This window comes from Thalassorhabdus alkalitolerans, assembly GCF_042656525.1.
Classification (GTDB): Bacteria; Bacillota; Bacilli; order Bacillales; family Marinococcaceae; genus Thalassorhabdus; species Thalassorhabdus alkalitolerans.
The window spans coordinates 336812-352913 of record NZ_JBHSOZ010000003.1 but is presented as its reverse complement, the minus strand read 5'-3'; the positions used below and the strand labels follow the sequence as shown (position 1 = coordinate 352913).

16 protein-coding genes are annotated in these 16102 nt (G+C 40.9%); 15 read left to right on the top strand and 1 reads right to left on the bottom strand.

All coding sequences use genetic code 11. The features are described from left to right. Nucleotides 1-2: 2 nt before the first annotated feature. From ACFPU1_RS04375 to glnA, 7 genes are all read left to right on the top strand, one after another. On the top strand, nt 3-191 hold the full coding sequence (locus ACFPU1_RS04375) for a hypothetical protein (protein ID WP_385939022.1): 189 nt from the start codon (nt 3-5) through the stop codon (nt 189-191). After that, entirely contained in the window at nt 184-1701 is a 1518-nt protein-coding gene (locus ACFPU1_RS04370; protein ID WP_385939020.1) for a recombinase family protein, read from the top strand. Before ACFPU1_RS04375 ends, ACFPU1_RS04370 begins: the two co-directional genes overlap by 8 nt. Before the next feature lie 21 nt (nt 1702-1722). After that, nucleotides 1723-2130 carry a hypothetical protein gene (locus ACFPU1_RS04365; protein ID WP_232725569.1) on the top strand — a complete coding sequence of 136 codons (408 nt, stop codon included), beginning with the start codon at nt 1723-1725 and terminating at the stop codon, nt 2128-2130. Between the two features lie 26 nt (nt 2131-2156). Continuing rightward, nucleotides 2157-3404, top strand: a complete 1248-nt coding sequence (gene hflX, locus ACFPU1_RS04360; protein WP_385939018.1) for a GTPase HflX — start codon at nt 2157-2159, stop codon at nt 3402-3404. A gap of 105 nt (nt 3405-3509) precedes the next feature. Next, nucleotides 3510-4766, top strand: coding sequence for a methionine gamma-lyase family protein (locus ACFPU1_RS04355; RefSeq protein ID WP_385939017.1), 1257 nt, complete (start codon nt 3510-3512; stop codon nt 4764-4766). Between the two features lie 119 nt (nt 4767-4885). Next, entirely contained in the window at nt 4886-5284 is a 399-nt protein-coding gene (locus tag ACFPU1_RS04350) for a MerR family transcriptional regulator (RefSeq protein ID WP_054635398.1), read from the top strand. Nucleotides 5285-5368: 84 nt separating this feature from the next. Then, entirely contained in the window at nt 5369-6721 is a 1353-nt protein-coding gene (gene glnA, locus ACFPU1_RS04345) for a type I glutamate--ammonia ligase (protein ID WP_054635423.1), read from the top strand. Nucleotides 6722-7121: 400 nt separating this feature from the next. Here glnA and lexA read toward each other — a convergent pair whose 3' ends face one another. Then, nucleotides 7122-7748, bottom strand: coding sequence for a transcriptional repressor LexA (gene lexA / locus ACFPU1_RS04340; RefSeq protein ID WP_385939016.1), 627 nt, complete (start codon nt 7746-7748; stop codon nt 7122-7124). Between the two features lie 156 nt (nt 7749-7904). Between lexA and ACFPU1_RS04335 the strand changes: the two genes are divergently transcribed. The 8 genes from ACFPU1_RS04335 to ACFPU1_RS04300 all read left to right on the top strand — a co-directional run bounded on the left by ACFPU1_RS04335 (nt 7905) and on the right by ACFPU1_RS04300 (nt 15958). Then, the gene (locus ACFPU1_RS04335) at nt 7905-8117 is read left to right on the top strand and encodes a hypothetical protein (protein ID WP_385939014.1); all 213 of its coding nucleotides are present in this window, start codon (nt 7905-7907) and stop codon (nt 8115-8117) included. Between the two features lie 59 nt (nt 8118-8176). Continuing rightward, nucleotides 8177-8845 carry a YneB family resolvase-like protein gene (locus ACFPU1_RS04330; protein ID WP_385939012.1) on the top strand — a complete coding sequence of 223 codons (669 nt, stop codon included), beginning with the start codon at nt 8177-8179 and terminating at the stop codon, nt 8843-8845. A 134-nt stretch (nt 8846-8979) separates the two neighbouring features. Next, on the top strand, nt 8980-9207 hold the full coding sequence (locus ACFPU1_RS04325; RefSeq protein WP_054637204.1) for a DUF896 domain-containing protein: 228 nt from the start codon (nt 8980-8982) through the stop codon (nt 9205-9207). Nucleotides 9208-9391: 184 nt separating this feature from the next. Continuing rightward, nucleotides 9392-11392 carry a transketolase gene (gene tkt, locus ACFPU1_RS04320; protein WP_385939010.1) on the top strand — a complete coding sequence of 667 codons (2001 nt, stop codon included), beginning with the start codon at nt 9392-9394 and terminating at the stop codon, nt 11390-11392. 173 nt (nt 11393-11565) lie between these two features. Then, entirely contained in the window at nt 11566-12006 is a 441-nt protein-coding gene (gene sirA / locus ACFPU1_RS04315) for a sporulation inhibitor of replication protein SirA (RefSeq protein WP_054637206.1), read from the top strand. Between the two features lie 114 nt (nt 12007-12120). Beyond that, a complete protein-coding gene (locus ACFPU1_RS04310; protein WP_054637207.1) occupies nt 12121-12345 on the top strand; it encodes a YneF family protein in 225 nt (74 codons plus the stop codon). A gap of 69 nt (nt 12346-12414) precedes the next feature. Further along, on the top strand, nt 12415-14187 hold the full coding sequence (locus ACFPU1_RS04305; RefSeq protein ID WP_385939007.1) for an ABC transporter transmembrane domain-containing protein: 1773 nt from the start codon (nt 12415-12417) through the stop codon (nt 14185-14187). Next, a complete protein-coding gene (locus ACFPU1_RS04300) occupies nt 14171-15958 on the top strand; it encodes an ABC transporter ATP-binding protein (protein ID WP_385939005.1) in 1788 nt (595 codons plus the stop codon). The genes ACFPU1_RS04305 and ACFPU1_RS04300 overlap by 17 nt, the downstream gene beginning before the upstream one ends. The last annotated feature ends 144 nt before the right edge of the window (nt 15959-16102 follow it).

Below are 16102 nucleotides of genomic sequence, written 5' to 3'. Positions count from 1 at the left end.
GAATGAAGAAAACACCCTTGAAGGCAAAGGATATAACTACAAAAGTTAACGTGCTTGCTGACAAGGAAACGAATGAAGAAGTTTGGAGAGAAATTATTCGTATAGTCTTTGATAATGAGAGTGTGTCAGAAAAAAATGACATAAATAATCTTCCTTTAAAAGAACAGAACAGGAGGCATGACCATGGATGAAGGAAAACTAATCATCTATGGGAGGGTGTCAACTGAAGAGCAAAAAGAAAAAGGGTACAGCTTGGAATCACAAATTGAACGGTGTTTACTCAAGGCAAAGAGCATGGGATACAAAGAAAATACGATTCACGTGATAAGAGATCAAGCTTCAGGTGCAACGTTAGAGCGCCAGGGGCTGAAACTGATGCGACAATATGTAAAACAGCAAACAATAGATATAATAATCATTTATGATCCTGACAGGCTGTCTAGGAACCTGACTCATCAATTGCTGCTTACAGATGAATTTGTCAAACAAGGAGTCAGACTGGAATTTGTGAACTTTGAATGGAAAAACACACCTGAAGGAATGATGTATTATCAATTGAGAGGAATCTTTGCTCAGTATGAAAGAGAAAAAATAAGAGAACGAACGATCAGAGGACGGATAGAAAAGATTAAAAAGCATGGGAAGCTAAGCTTTGATCCAAGGCTCTTTGGCTATACCTTCAATACAGAAACGGATCAATTAATGATAAATAAAAAAGAAGGAGCGGTAGTCAAGCTTATTTTTCAATGGGCAAGCGAGGGACAGAGCGGAGAAAAAATTGCAGAAAAGCTTGCCAGACGAGGGATACCTGCACCTAGAGGCGAAACGTGGTATGGTTCCACTGTAACTCGAATTTTAAAAAACCAAAGTTATTTAGGAACGTATTACGCGTATAAATCCGACTATCACCAGGGATTTAAAAGAGAGAGACCACTGAGTGAACAATTTCCTCTTCCAATTGAAGCATTAGTTGACCAGAGGACATTTGAAAAAGTTCAGAAAGTGATTGCTTCTCACCGATCTCATGCGGGGAGGCCGGCGGTTTATCCTTATCTTATAGAGGGTACAGGAGTTTGTTATTGCGGCCGTTCTATGGGGACAACCGTGAAATCCGGCAGGCGTTCCTATACGTATTATGCATGCACAGGAAAACATAAAAAAAGCTATTGTTCTCATCGGAGAGAATCACAAACAGCGTGCAAAAGCCCCTATTGGAACTCTGCTATTGTAGATCAGGTTTTGTGGGACACGATTGTGGAATATATAAAACAACCTCCAAAGGGGAATGAAAGATATAACAATGAAAAAAATAGCCATGCACGTACTCAAGAAGCATATGTCTTAAAAAAAGAAAAAGAAGAATTGCTTGAGAAAAAACAAAGGATTCTTGATCTATATCTAGATGGCAAAGTAGATAAAGTGCTCCTCGAGAAGAAAATGACGGAAATTAATGATAAACTCGTACTAGTATCTGCTAATGAAAAGGAATCCTCTGAAAACAAAGTGGAGAAACAGGATATAGAAAAGAAGACAGGTAAGGCTGCCTGGGAGGATGAATACAGACATAAGCTTAACAACCTGTCTTACACTCAAAAAAAGCGAATCACAAAATTGCTTGTCCGGCGGATTATCTTTAAGCCCGACAGAGAACTAGTTGTGGACCTGAATATCTCTGGGGGAAATGAAAATATTATTGTCTAAAGTCCTTCCATAGTGAAAGCTATGGAAGATCAGCAGCATGAGTTTGTTTTAATTCTCGCTGGATATCCAAGGGAAATGGATCATTTTCTTTCGTTAAACCCCGGATTGCCGTCTCGCTTTCCAACGTCTTTAACTTTTAAGGATTTTTCTCAACATGAGTTGTTAACGCTCCTTGAAATGATGGTGAAAGAAAGAGAATATGAGTGCAGCCGGGAAGCATTATATAAAATGAAACTGCATTTTGAAAAAACAGGGCGGCAGGGGGTTCGTCATTTCAGCAACGGCCGATATGTACGAAACTGTGTTGAAAAAGCAATCAGGATGCATGCCGTTCGGGTTATGAAGCAGAGAAAAGATAAAGACAGGGCTTCTCTTCTCAGGTTAGAAGCCGAAGATTTTAATGTAGATGAGATAGAATCTGGTTTATAGTCTGTAAACAGAAGGTTGGGATAGCAATGGAAGAAAAAATAATCATAGTTGGATGCCGGCTGCAAGATGAAGATGAAGAAAGGTTTCAATCTTCGCTTGATGAACTAGCTTCCCTGGTCAAAACAGCAGATGGAATTGTAGCCGCTTCCCTGACCCAGACTCGCCACAAGCTGGAGTCCTCCACCTATATTGGTAAAGGGAAGGTGGAGGAACTTTCCCAGCTGGTGGAAGAGATAGAAGCTGACATTGTCGTTTTTAATGATGAATTGACTGGAAGCCAAATCCGAAATTTGTCTAGGATGGTTGAGGCTTTTGTTATAGACCGAACTCAGTTAATCCTTGATATCTTTGCAAAACGAGCTCAAACAAAAGAAGGAAAGATACAAGTGGAGCTGGCACAGCTTAGCTATCTCCTGCCGAGATTAACAGGACAGGGGGCTGCCCTCTCCAGGCTTGGAGGAGGGATAGGAACAAGAGGTCCCGGGGAGACAAAATTAGAAACTGATCGTCGCCATATTCAAAAAAGAATGGATGATCTTAAAAAACAGCTTGCTCAAATTAGTTCCCAGAGAACAAGCTACCGTAAGCAGCGAAAAAGAAACAGCGTTATTCAATTTGCATTGGTTGGTTACACGAATGCAGGAAAGTCCACATTATTAAATAAGCTGACAAACTCTCAGGCTTTTGAAGAAGATTTGCTGTTTGCCACTCTTGATCCTTTAACAAGACAAATGAAACTTCCTTCGGGGTATAACGTTCTGTTAAGTGATACAGTTGGCTTTATTCAGGATCTTCCGACCACATTGGTAGCTGCATTTCGTTCTACACTGGAAGAAGTGAAAGAGGCAGACGTCCTGCTTCATGTAGTCGATTCGTCAGACGCATCAGCTTCTTCACAAATGGAAACAGTAGACAAGCTACTTCAGGAACTTGAAGTAAGCCACCTTCCTGTCCTTACAGTATTTAATAAAAAAGACCAGCGTAATAAAGAAATACCTTTGCCTCCAGCAGACAGCTCTTCCATTTTAATTTCTGCATTCGAGGATTTAGATATAGAAAAATTAAAAGGGAAAATGGAAGAAGTTCTAAAAGAAGCCATGGTGTTTTACCATGTCAAGGTGCCCCTTAAGAATGGTAAGCTTGTGTCTTCCCTTAAAAAAGACACGTTAGTGAGCGAAGAAACTCTATCTGAGGAAGAAGAAATGTTCTATGTAAAAGGCTATGTAAAAGAAGACCACCCAATTCACGGGGAAATTTCAAAATATATGATGTGAACAGGGATAAACAAGGAAAACATGAGGGTCTACGATGAGTGTTCACCCTCGTTAACGAGTGAAAATTACGATTTAAGCTTAACAATCAGAAAGTAGGAACCACAGATGACCAGTCATTATAGTGACAAGATAAAAAAACTAGCTGAACTCGCGGAAGAAAAAATAGGGAAACAGCATAAAGAAGTAGAAAAAATAGAAGAATATAATCAAGGGCGTTTGCTAACGATCTATAAGGAAGAGGGAGTTTCGGCTTTTCACTTTAATCCTTCGACAGGATATGGATATGACGACGCTGGCAGGGAAACGTTGGACAAGGTTTATGCCAGAGCCTTCGGAACAGAAGACGCATTAGTCAGGCATCAATTTATCTCCGGGACTCACGCGATAGCCACTGCACTGTTTGGCAGCCTCCGGCCTGGGGAAGAGCTGGTATACATAACAGGGACTCCTTACGACACCCTGCAGCAGGTCATTGGATTAACGGAAAATGAACCAGGCTCTTTAAAGGATTATGGTATTGCGTGTTCCATAGTCCCTTTAACAAAAGAGGGGAATGTAGATTACCCGGCAGTAAGCAAAGCCATAACGAAAAAAACAAAGGTAGTCGCTATTCAAAGGTCACGAGGGTATGACACACGTCCTTCTTTTGCAATAGAAGAAATAAAAAACATGACTCACTTTGTTAAGGAAGTTAATCCTGAAGTTATTGTATTCGTTGATAACTGTTACGGTGAATTTGTGGAAGAAACAGAGCCAGGTCATGTCGGTGTTGATTTAATGGCAGGTTCCTTAATTAAAAATCCAGGTGGAGGCCTTGCAAAAACAGGGGGCTATATTGCTGGAAGGAAAAGGCTGGTAGATCAGGCGGCCGGAAGACTTTCAGCACCAGGGATCGGAAGAGAAGGCGGGGCAACGTTATCCATGCTCCTAGAAATGTACCAGGGGTTTTTTATGGCTCCCCATACTGTTGCCCAGTCTTTAAAAGGAGCCTTTTTCACAGCTGCTTTACTTGAAGAAGCTGGTCTAACTACAACCCCTTCCTCTCAGGAGAAAAGAACAGATTTGATCCAGGCGATACAGTTTGAGGACAAAGAAAGAATGATTTCATTTTGCCAGGCAATCCAAGAAGCCTCTCCTGTAGATGCTAAGGTTGTACCTATGCCTAGTCCGATGCCTGGTTATGAGGATGAAGTGATTATGGCAGCGGGCACTTTTATTCAAGGAGCAAGCATTGAGCTGTCGGCAGACGGACCCATCCGTCCTCCGTATACTGCATTTGTGCAAGGCGGGCTGACGTATATTCATGTCAAAACAGCAGTCATGCGGGCCCTTGATGAATTGATAAAAAAGAATATGGTATAGTCTATTTGGCAAGGGATAATCTGTCTGAAAAATCTGATGTAAAAAAAGGTGACATGTGTTGACGGCAAAGCTGACATGATGTATGATATAGTTAAATCAAGGGAAAGGGGGACGGAAATATGAATGATCACGTTCGCCGCAATATGCCTCTGTTCCCGATTAGCATAGTGAAGCAGCTCACTGAATTATCCGCCAGGCAAATCAGGTATTATGAAGAACATTCACTTATTCACCCAGCCAGGACAAGCGGTAATCAGAGGTTGTTTTCGTTTAATGATGTGGATCGTCTCTTGGAAATAAAGAGCTTGATTGAAAGAGGCATTAACATTTCAGGTATTAAAGAAATTTTTGAACTTAGAGCACAAGAGCAAAGCAGTAAAGAAAATCCGGCTCTTGCACCGAAAACAGAGATTTCTCAGAAAGAATTACGACGCCATTTGAAAAATGAAGTGATGATGGCTGGAAAGCATGGGAAGCCATCAATGATCCAGGGCCAGTTGTCCCGCTTTTTCAATTAATAAGGGGAAGACCTTTTGTTCTCCTTACATAATGGAGCTGCAAAAGTTTTATTAGATAACATACTTAGAGAGGAGCCAGTTAACATGGGCAGCAAGTACACAAAAGAGGATATTTTGAGAATTGCAGAAGAAGAAAATATCAAATTCATCCGTTTACAATTTACTGATTTGCAAGGAGTTATCAAAAACGTAGAAATTCCTTATGATCAGCTTACAAAAGCATTGGATAATCAAATGATGTTTGACGGGTCTTCTATTGAAGGGTTCGTCCGCATTGAAGAATCAGATATGTACTTATATCCAGAGCTTGATACGTGGGTCGTATTCCCTTGGACTCCAGAAAAAGGGAAAGTTGCTCGTTTGATTTGCGACATTTATGAGCCGGGAGCACCTGGAGAAGAGCCGACACCATTTGAAGGGGATCCTCGCGGGATCTTAAAGCGTGTCTTGCAGGAAGCAAAAGACATGGGGTACACAGCCTTTAACATTGGTCCTGAGCCTGAATTTTTCCTTTTCAAAAATGATGAAAAAGGCGAGCCGACTATGGAACTAAACGATAAAGGCGGATATTTCGACCTTGCTCCAACAGATCTTGGTGAAAATGCCCGTCGTGACATCGTGCTTGAACTTGAAGACATGGGCTTTGACATCGAAGCTTCCCACCATGAGGTAGCTCCTGGCCAGCACGAAATCGACTTTAAATATGCTGATGCTGTAACTGCTTGTGACAATATCCAGACCTTTAAGCTTGTTGTAAAGACTATTGCCAGAAAGCACGGCTTACACGCAACATTTATGCCAAAACCATTGTTTGGCGTAAACGGTTCCGGAATGCATTGTAACATGTCTTTGTTTAACGAAGACGGGAATGTATTCTATGAGCCAAATAATGAAACTCAATTGAGCGAAACTGCCATGCAGTTCCTATCTGGTATCCTGGATCATGCTCAAGCGTTTACTGCAGTAACGAACCCAATTGTTAACTCTTATAAGCGCCTTGTACCTGGATACGAAGCTCCGGTATACGTAGCTTGGTCAATGAGAAACCGCAGTCCGCTTGTTCGTATTCCATCTTCTCGCGGAATGAGCACTCGTATTGAAGTCCGCAGTCCAGACCCGGCTGCTAACCCATATTTGGCTATGGCTGCACTTCTTGCTTCCGGTCTTGACGGAATCAAAAAGAAAGGCCAATCTCCAGAGCCAACAGACCGCAATATCTATGTAATGGATAAAGAAGAGCGTGTGGAAGAAGGAATTAAAGATCTTCCAGCTAACTTGAAAGAAGCTATTGATAATCTTAAAAAAGACGAAGTGCTTGTAAAGGCATTAGGCGAGCATGCAGTTGAGCACTTTGTTGAAGCAAAAGAAATCGAATGGGATATGTTCCGTACGCAAGTGCACCCATGGGAGCGCGAGCAGTATATCCAAACTTATTAATACCTATCAGACCCTTGATGCCTCAGGCATCAAGGGTCTTTTATTGATGAGGAAAGAAAAAGGCTACTGGAGGGCGAAGATTATGTAGATTGATATATAGACTTTTTCGTTTGATATATATATATAAAGCAGATTAATACACCGACAGGCAAGATGTTTGTTTAATTAATGGCAGTTCTCTCTATGACTTTTGTTCATCGTGCTGGCATTGAAAGCGATAAGCTCTGCTATTTGTGCAACATTGTAGTCGTTGCATACCCCTTACTATAGGTATGCTTTTCACTATAAAAAATGAATAGAATAACAAAAATGCCCCTGTCTGTTTCTAAGACGGGGGCATTTTTGCAAAAAAAGATTTATCTTTGCTTGTTATTATTAATAGATTACTAGAAAAGATAGCTTAATGAATAGTCCTGAATACACCAATCACTTTTCCTAATACGATGCAACTGTCAAGGATGATAGGATCCATTGCACTGTTTTCCGGCTGCAACCGAATATAGTCTTTTTCCTTAAAGAACCTTTTCACCGTAGCTTCGTGCTCTTCTTCTGTCATAGCTACAATAATATCTCCGTTATCTGCTGTTTGCTGCTGCCTGACAATGACCAGGTCTCCATCAAAGATCCCCGCTTCTATCATACTGTCTCCCTGGATAGTCAGAATGAATACTTTCTCTTCTGAAACCATACGTTCAGGTAAAGGGATATACTCTTCTACATTTTCAATGGCTGTAATAGGCTGTCCTGCTGTAACTTTCCCGATCACCGGCACATATACCGCGTTGCTTTCTGAGATGATAGGCTGTTCAGGCTCAAGTTCAATAACTTCAATTGCTCTCGGCTTGGTAGGGTCTCTGCGGATGAGTCCTTTTTTCTCTAATCGGGAGAGGTGTCCGTGCACGGTTGAGCTTGATGCCAGGCCGACTGCTTCACCAATTTCCCGAACAGAAGGAGGGTACCCTTTTTGGCGGACTTCGTCTTTAATATAGTCTAATATTTGCTGCTGCCTAGTAGACAACTTACTCATAATTCCGCACCTCTTTTTATTCTTTGAATTTAAGCAAATTATACCATGGAAAACATATGTACGCAAACATTCGTTCTAATTTGTTGACGGGAACAATAGTTCTCGTTATAATCATTATCAAATAAGAACATACATTCTGGTGAAAAGGTGATTCATATGATAAGAAAGTTTCAGCAAATTTCAGGACAAGAATGGCTTATCCTTTTATTATTTATTCTTTCTATTATCATTCTTGTTTCTACTGTCCAATACCAAAGCTCAGTAGATGACCCATGGAACCTTCCAGCGGCGGCTGTTGAAGAAGAACTCAGTGACACTTCACTTCTATCTTTCCTGCCGGAAAGAAAGGCAGTTTTGGTCGATGATTGAACACACACAGTGTTATAATAGAACGTGATCCAGCAGGTGTATGATAAGGCGGTTATTCAATGAAGAAGTGTATTATTTATTGCCGGGTAAGCACGGTTAAAGAAAGCCAGCAATCCTCCTTGAGCAGACAGGAGGAAGAGCTGAAGAAACTGGTAGAGGAAAAGGGCGACCGAGTCTATAAAACTATTAAAGAAGAAGCAAGCGGCTATACAGTTGAGCGTGAAGGCTTGCTTGAAGCTCTGGATGATCTGTCAGAAGGAAGAGCCGATGCGCTCTGTGTCCAAGACGACACGAGAATAGGAAGAGGAAATGCTAAGATTGCTATTTTGCACCAGCTTCATAAACAAGGTGCTGAGGTGTATTCCGTTCGTGATGGAGGAAAGCTTCAGCTTTCAGAAACGGATTCTATGCTGATGGACATCATTTCTGTGGTGGAAGAGTATCAACGGAAAATACATAACCTTAAAATCCAGAGGGGGATGAAGCGGGCTGTTGAAAAGGGCTACAGACCTGAAAAAAATTTAAAAAACATGGATCAGGGAGGGCGTGACCGAAAAGAAGTGCCTATCGAAGAAATTGTAAATTTAAGAAAGCGCGATTTAACTTTTCATGAAATTGCTGCCACGTTAAGAGGTCTTGGATTTGAAGTCTCAAAAGCAACAGTTCACCGCAGGTATGTGGAATATATAAAAACAGAAAACCAGGATTTGGAAAGTGGAGAGAAATAAACAATGTCCTTCTATTTCAAAGCATCAGCTTTGTCAGGTCATGTAACAACACGCCTGGACATTTGCATTTACCTTGACTCATACGTTACCATGTACATATATTTCGGTAAAAATAGGGAGGTCTTACATCTGTCATGTTATCCCAAGATAAGATTGCTCGAATTAATGAACTAGCGAAACGAGCTAAGACGACAGGACTAACGGAAACAGAAGAGGCTGAACAACAAAAGCTAAGAAATGAATATTTAGCTAAGTTTCGTTCTTCTTTTAAAAGTCAGCTTCAATCAGTGAAAGTAGTTGATGAAAAAGGCAACGATGTTACGCCAGCAAAACTTGAAGAAGCCAAGAAAAGCGGAAGGTAACTTATCACATATAGAGAGCCTTAGACAAATGTCTAGGGTTTTTTATTTTTAATAAGTAGTAATATATGGATTCTTTTTTGGCACGGTGGAAGATTAAGGTCTCTCTAGCCTTGTTAAAAACAAGCAGAAAGGATATCATAAAACAGGAATACATATACAGAGGAAGAAAGGATGAATTTCAGGAATGTCAACTAATGTTGAGCAGCTAGCGATAAACACCATTCGTACACTATCTATTGACAGTATTGAGAAAGCAAATTCAGGTCATCCTGGTCTGCCTATGGGGGCGGCTCCCATGGCTTTTGCCTTGTGGACAAAAGTAATGAAGCACAATCCGTCTAACCCCGAATGGTTTGACCGGGACCGTTTTGTATTATCTGCTGGACACGGGTCTATGCTTTTATACAGCCTGCTTCACCTTACAGGTTATGACCTGTCTCTTGATGAGTTAAAAAACTTCAGGCAATGGGAGAGTAAGACCCCAGGCCACCCTGAATACGGACACACTCCTGGTGTGGAAGCAACAACAGGCCCATTAGGTCAGGGAGTCGCAATGGCAGTGGGGATGGCCATGGCTGAAAGGCATTTAGCTGCGACTTATAACAAAGAGGGCCATGAAATTGTTGATCATTACACCTATGCTCTATGCGGTGACGGCGACTTAATGGAAGGTGTATCCGGTGAGTCAGCCTCATTAGCAGGGCATTTGAAGCTTGGGCGTCTTGTGGTTTTATATGATTCAAATGATATTTCCTTGGATGGGGATCTTAATAAATCGTTCTCCGAGGACGTAAGAAAGCGTTATGAAGCATATGGCTGGCATACGATTCTAGTAGAAGATGGCAACGACATAGATGCTATTACGAAAGCCATTGAAGAAGGAAAACAAGATGAGCGTCCGACACTCATTGAAGTAAAGACCACCATTGGTTTTGGTTCTCCGAAAAAAGGAGGAACAAACGCAGCTCATGGTGCTCCTCTTGGCTCAGAAGAAGTGCTTGCCACTAAAGGAATGTACAAATGGGAATTTGAAAACGACTTCCACATCCCGCCTGAAGTAGCAGAATTATACGCAAACGTGAAAGCTGAGGGAGCAGGGAAAGAAGTTGAATGGAATAAATCGTTTGAAAAGTATCAGGAGGCATTCCCGGAACTTGCTGAGCAATTTACTCAAGCGGTAAAAGGCGAGCTCCCAAATGGATGGGATAGTAATCTTCCTGTTTATAAGGCTGGCGAGGATAAGCTTGCAACACGTGCTTCTTCTGGAGAAGCGATTCAGGCACTATCTTCTGCAGTTCCTTCCCTTTTCGGCGGATCAGCTGACCTTGCATCCTCTAACAAAACTCTCGTCAAAGAAGAAGAGGATTTCACACAACTCAATTACAAAGGTAGAAATGTCTGGTTTGGAGTGCGTGAGTTTGCGATGGCGGCAGCAGTCAACGGGTTGCTTCTTCATGGCGGAGTAAAACCTTACTCTGCAACGTTCCTGGTCTTTTCGGATTACCTCCGTCCGGCCCTTCGCTTAAGTGCACTTATGGAGATTCCGGCTACCTATGTATTCACTCACGACAGCATTGCAGTGGGTGAAGATGGTCCAACCCATGAGCCGATTGAACAAATTGCTGCATTAAGAGCAATTCCTAATCATTCTGTCATCAGGCCTGCAGATGGAAATGAGACAGTGGCAGCCTGGCGTGCGGCTCTTGAAAGCCAAAACAAGCCAACCTCTCTTATCTTGACTAGACAAGGACTGCCAACATTAGAGGGAACAGCAGAGAAAGCCTATGAAGGAGTGAAAAAAGGAGCATATGTGATTTCTGAAACAGAAGGAACTCCTGATGCTCTTTTATTAGCTACTGGGTCTGAAGTGTCATTGGCTGTCGAAGCTAAAAGTGCCCTTGAAAAAGACGGTATTAAAGTCAATGTAATAAGCATGCCAAGCTTTGATCGCTTTGACGAGCAAAATAAGGATTATAAAGAAGAAATTCTTCCTAGTGACGTAGAAATTCGTCTTGGTATCGAAATGGCTGCTTCTCAAGGCTGGCATAAATATGTAGGCCTAAAAGGAGACACCTTAACCATTGACCGCTTTGGAGCTTCTGCGCCTGGGGACAAGGTTATTGAAGAATACGGATTTACAGTGGAGAATGTTGTAGCAAAAGTAAAGGCATTACTGCAAAGATAATGATATATGATAGAAGGAGCTCTCTTAAGGAGAGCTTCTTCTATCTTTTTTCTGAATATTAATGAAATAATTTTACATTCGACAAAAAGAATGGTAGATTAAAACCATAAAATGACACTCCTTGCTTTTTTTATCCTGTATGATGATAAAAAGATTCCAGGAGGGATACGGCAATGAATCGTTATGTACTATACTTAATGGAAAAGGAAGTGGCGGTTCAATACTACCAATCTGAGGATAAACTATATCGCCTGTTCCAGGACTATGAAAGAGCGTATAAGTGGGCAAAGCCATTACTTGAAAAGCAAATAAAATACGTCACTACCCCGATTCCAATTGAAGATTGGCTATTGGGCATGGAGGGTATGTTTCAGGACCAGGGTTTTAGAAAAGCGGTAAAAGAGGATCAAAGCTTAATGTTTAAAAATACCGACGAATCTGCTTCCCTTACGGTTACTCCAACGTATATGATCCTTGAAACTGACGGGGATTACCAAAAAGAGTGGATAGTATTTGATATCATCAAGCAGCTAAGCGACTATATCTTTGCAATTAATTACAAAAAGCAAACCTTCGGGTGGCTGAAACCGTTAAAAGTTTACACGGTTTTATAAAGATTTTCATCCCTCCTCTTTCATTAGGACTTTGGATACGTTATAATATACAAGGTTATACTTGCATTCATGACATTATTTCCGTTAATGGTCTTAGAAGGAGGAACATAAGGAATGGATTGGCTTTGGTTTGTGCTTGTGGGGCTTGCTTGCCTTTTAGCTGGTTTAGCATTAGGTTTTTTCATTGCCCGCAAGACCATGATGAATTACATGAAGAAAAACCCGCCTATTAATGAACAAATGCTGCGGGTAATGATGATGCAAATGGGTCAGAACCCTTCACAGAAAAAAATTAATCAAATGATGAAAGCGATGCAGCGGCAGCAAGATAAGAAATAACACAAGCACCTCAAATATGAGGTGTTTTTATTTTGCGATTAGAATTTGAATGGGAGAGCAGGTGGTTTTATGAAAGTATTTTTAGATTTATGGTGGTATTTCAAAAAAGAGAGGAAGCAGTATGGAACAGGAATTTTTCTTCTCGTACTAGTCTCCTTCTTATCCCTGCTTCCTCCCTATGTGGTTGGTGTCTTTGTTGATCATATCTTAGAAGAAACATTAACACAGGAAATAATATGGTATTGGACAGGAATTTTATTCATACTTGCTGTCTTAATATATATTCTCCGCTTTCTTTGGCGCTTGCTGATTTTTGGCTCTGCCATCCGACTGGCACGCTTACTTAGGAATAGACTTTATGAGCATTTTACAAAAATGTCGTCAAGCTTTTACAACAAAAGACGAACAGGTGACTTAATGGCTCATTCCACAAACGACATAAGAGCTATAGAACAGACAGCGGGAGTAGGGGTGTTAACTCTTGTTGATTCTCTGACCATGGGCGGTTTTGTCATTCTTACAATGGCCATTACGATTAGCTGGGAACTGACACTGATCAGTTTAATCCCTATGCCATTTATGGCATTGATGACAAGTTATTATGGAACGTTACTTCATAAAAGGTTTGGAAAGGCACAGGAAGCTTTTTCTTCATTAAACGATAAAGTTCAAGAGAGCGTTTCAGGAGTCAGAATAACGAAAACATTTGGCCATGAGAATCTGGAAATAGAGTCTTTCAGGGACAAGTCAGAGGACGTGGTAAAGAAAAATATATCGGTGGCCAAGGTTGATGCCTTATTCGATCCTACGATCTCTTTTATTGTAGGTATCTCTTATTTTCTATCTATTTATTTTGGGGCTCAATATGTAGTGGCCGGAACAATTACAATCGGGGAACTTACAAGCTTTACGATCTACCTAGGATTATTAATATGGCCCATGCTTGCTTTTGGCTGGCTATTTAACATAGTGGAAAGAGGACGTGCTTCCTACGGCAGAGTCGAGAAGCTTCTTAAAGAACCACAAGCAATTACAGATAAAGACGGAGCGGTATCTATCCCGCCTGAAGGTGATGTGAAAGCTCATATTCAATCAGTATATTATGACAACAGCCAGGATCCTGCTCTTCAAAATATCTTATTTTCCTTAAAAAAAGGGCAGACGTTAGGAGTAGTCGGGAAAACAGGGAGCGGAAAGACGACGTTAGTTAAACTTTTCTTAAGAGAAGTTGAGATTAATAGAGGGGAAATTTTGTTTGGAAAGCATTCTCTTAGCGAATATACTTTGGATGCATTAAGGAAATCTATTGCTTACGTGCCTCAGGATCATTTTTTATTTTCTGCGACGATTGCTGATAACATTGCATTTGGAGATCCAGATGCTTCGTTTAGCAGCCTGATCAAAGCAAGTAGGCTTGCGAGCGTTCATGAGGATATCATTCAGCTTCATAAAGGATATGAAACGGTAGTAGGAGAAAGGGGAGTGACCTTATCCGGAGGACAAAAGCAGAGAATTTCTATCGCAAGAGCTCTTTTGCTTGATCCGGAAATGCTTATATTAGATGACTCTTTATCTGCTGTCGATGCTCAAACAGAGGAAAATATTTTGTATGCGTTAAGAAAAGAAAGAAGAAACAAAACAACAATTATTACGGCTCATCGTTTAAGTGCAATCAAGCATTCAGATCTTATCCTTGTACTTGATGAAGGAAAAATACTGGAAAAAGGGAGCCATGAGGATTTAATGAAGCAAAAAAACGGCTGGTATAAGAGGATGTATGAGCAGCAGCAGCTTGAATCACTCGTTAACAGAGGAGGGAGGCAGGATGAAGCACCAAGATGATTTTTTGGAGCACAAGGAACAAAGAAAAGTATTTCTCAGGCTTATGGCTTATTTGAAAGGGCATAAAGGGCTCGTTATTCTTTCATTTATCTTCCTGTTACTTGGAACAGGAGCCGAACTTGTTGGTCCAATTTTAATTCAAATTTTTATAGACGATTATCTTACGCCACAAAACTTCCCTTTTGAACCGCTTTTATGGTTAGGTTCTGCTTATGTTATCCTGCATGTAACTTCGGTTATTTTTAACTACTTTCAGCGTTTTTGGTTTCAAAAGATTGCGTTACGGATTATTCAGCAGCTTCGAATAGATGTTTTTTCAAAGACGCAGAAATTTGGCCTTTCCTTTTTTGACCGTACTCCGGCAGGCGGGATTATTTCAAGGGTGACCAATGACACCGAGGCAGTTAAAGAGATGTTTGTTGACGTATTATCGACATTCGTTCAAAATATTGTATTTCTTATTGGTATTTTCATAGCAATGTTTTATTTAAATGCACGCCTTGCGATTCTATGCTTATTTCTCCTTCCTGTTATTTTGGGTCTTATGTATGTATACCGTCGTTTAAGTGCCAGGTTTTACGGAGCAATGAGCGGTAAGCTAAGTCAGTTAAACGGAAAAATCAATGAATCGATTCAGGGAATGACAATTATTCAAGCTTTCAGGCAGCAAAAAAGAATGAGAAAAGAATTCGAAAAAGTAAACGAAGAACATCATCGCGCCTGGTTGAAGGGCATGAAACTTGATGGGCTCCTGCTGCGGCCTGCTGTAGATTTTATATCGATTCTTGCTTTTATTTTAGTTTTACAATATTTTGGTTTTGCATCGTTTCAAGGGCCAGTTGAGATTGGAGTGTTATACGCATTTGTAAATTACCTGGATCGTTTCTTTGAGCCTGTTAATCAAATGATGCAGCGTCTTTCATTGTTTCAGCAGGCCATTGTATCAGCCGGTCGTGTTTTTCGTTTAATTGACCACAATGAGGCTGCCCCTTTTAAGATTGGCAAAGACCGTCCAACTATCCGGGAGGGAGAAGTCCGTTTTGAAAATGTTTCTTTTTCATATGATGGAAAAACAGACGTTTTAAAAAATATTTCCTTTACGGTTCGCAAAGGCGAAACTCTCGCTTTAGTGGGGCATACTGGGAGTGGGAAAAGTTCAATTATAAATCTTTTGATGAGGTTTTACCCGGTAGAACGAGGACGTATTATGATTGATGGAGCAGATCTTTCCTCCTACGAAAACAGTGAGCTTAGAGAACATCTGGGTCTGGTTCTGCAGGATAATTTCTTATTTACCGGAGATGTGAAAACAAATATCAGGTTATATGATAAATCATTGACTGATCAGGACATCGAAAAAGCTGCACGCTTTGTGAATGCTGACAAATTTATCAGTCGGCTTCCGAATGGGTATAACCACCCCGTTGGAGAACGAGGCGCTACTTTTTCCAGCGGAGAAAGACAGTTGATCTCCTTTGCAAGAACTATGGCGCGTTCACCAAAGATATTAATATTAGATGAAGCAACGGCCAATGTTGATACAGAAACGGAAGAAGCGATTCAAACAGCATTACAAAGAATGAAAAAAGGCAGGACAACGCTTGCTATTGCTCACCGGCTGTCCACAATCAAGGAAGCTGACCATATCCTCGTTCTTCACCAGGGAGAAATAGCCGAGGAAGGAACCCATGACCAACTCCTGACAAGGAAGGGACTTTATTACAATATGTACCTGCTTCAACAAGGGATTAATAAGGAAATGCCTGGATGACAATTCGGCTGTACACTGCCCGGTAATATCTATGGTCATTAAAAGAGGGTCCAATTATCAAGTAACGATAATTGGACCCTTCTTTCTTTAAAGAGACTGTTTTTCTAAGTCTCAGTAATTATTTCTCTACCTGAGAAATCCATT

Bases quoted from the DNA above. Each gene is read 5' to 3' on its own strand.
- ACFPU1_RS04325 (WP_054637204.1), top strand. From the start codon at position 8,980: ATGTTATCCCAAGATAAGATTGCTCGAATTAATGAACTAGCGAAACGA.
- ACFPU1_RS04350 (WP_054635398.1), top strand. From the start codon at position 4,886: ATGAATGATCACGTTCGCCGCAATATGCCTCTGTTCCCGATTAGCATA.
- glnA (WP_054635423.1), top strand. From the start codon at position 5,369: ATGGGCAGCAAGTACACAAAAGAGGATATTTTGAGAATTGCAGAAGAA.
- ACFPU1_RS04375 (WP_385939022.1), top strand. From the start codon at position 3: ATGAAGAAAACACCCTTGAAGGCAAAGGATATAACTACAAAAGTTAAC.
- ACFPU1_RS04365 (WP_232725569.1), top strand. From the start codon at position 1,723: ATGGAAGATCAGCAGCATGAGTTTGTTTTAATTCTCGCTGGATATCCA.
- ACFPU1_RS04310 (WP_054637207.1), top strand. From the start codon at position 12,121: ATGGATTGGCTTTGGTTTGTGCTTGTGGGGCTTGCTTGCCTTTTAGCT.
- ACFPU1_RS04300 (WP_385939005.1), top strand. From the start codon at position 14,171: ATGAAGCACCAAGATGATTTTTTGGAGCACAAGGAACAAAGAAAAGTA.
- ACFPU1_RS04335 (WP_385939014.1), top strand. From the start codon at position 7,905: ATGATAAGAAAGTTTCAGCAAATTTCAGGACAAGAATGGCTTATCCTT.
- lexA (WP_385939016.1), bottom strand. From the start codon at position 7,748: ATGAGTAAGTTGTCTACTAGGCAGCAGCAAATATTAGACTATATTAAA.
- ACFPU1_RS04370 (WP_385939020.1), top strand. From the start codon at position 184: ATGGATGAAGGAAAACTAATCATCTATGGGAGGGTGTCAACTGAAGAG.
- hflX (WP_385939018.1), top strand. From the start codon at position 2,157: ATGGAAGAAAAAATAATCATAGTTGGATGCCGGCTGCAAGATGAAGAT.
- ACFPU1_RS04305 (WP_385939007.1), top strand. From the start codon at position 12,415: ATGAAAGTATTTTTAGATTTATGGTGGTATTTCAAAAAAGAGAGGAAG.
- ACFPU1_RS04355 (WP_385939017.1), top strand. From the start codon at position 3,510: ATGACCAGTCATTATAGTGACAAGATAAAAAAACTAGCTGAACTCGCG.
- ACFPU1_RS04330 (WP_385939012.1), top strand. From the start codon at position 8,177: ATGAAGAAGTGTATTATTTATTGCCGGGTAAGCACGGTTAAAGAAAGC.
- tkt (WP_385939010.1), top strand. From the start codon at position 9,392: ATGTCAACTAATGTTGAGCAGCTAGCGATAAACACCATTCGTACACTA.
- sirA (WP_054637206.1), top strand. From the start codon at position 11,566: ATGAATCGTTATGTACTATACTTAATGGAAAAGGAAGTGGCGGTTCAA.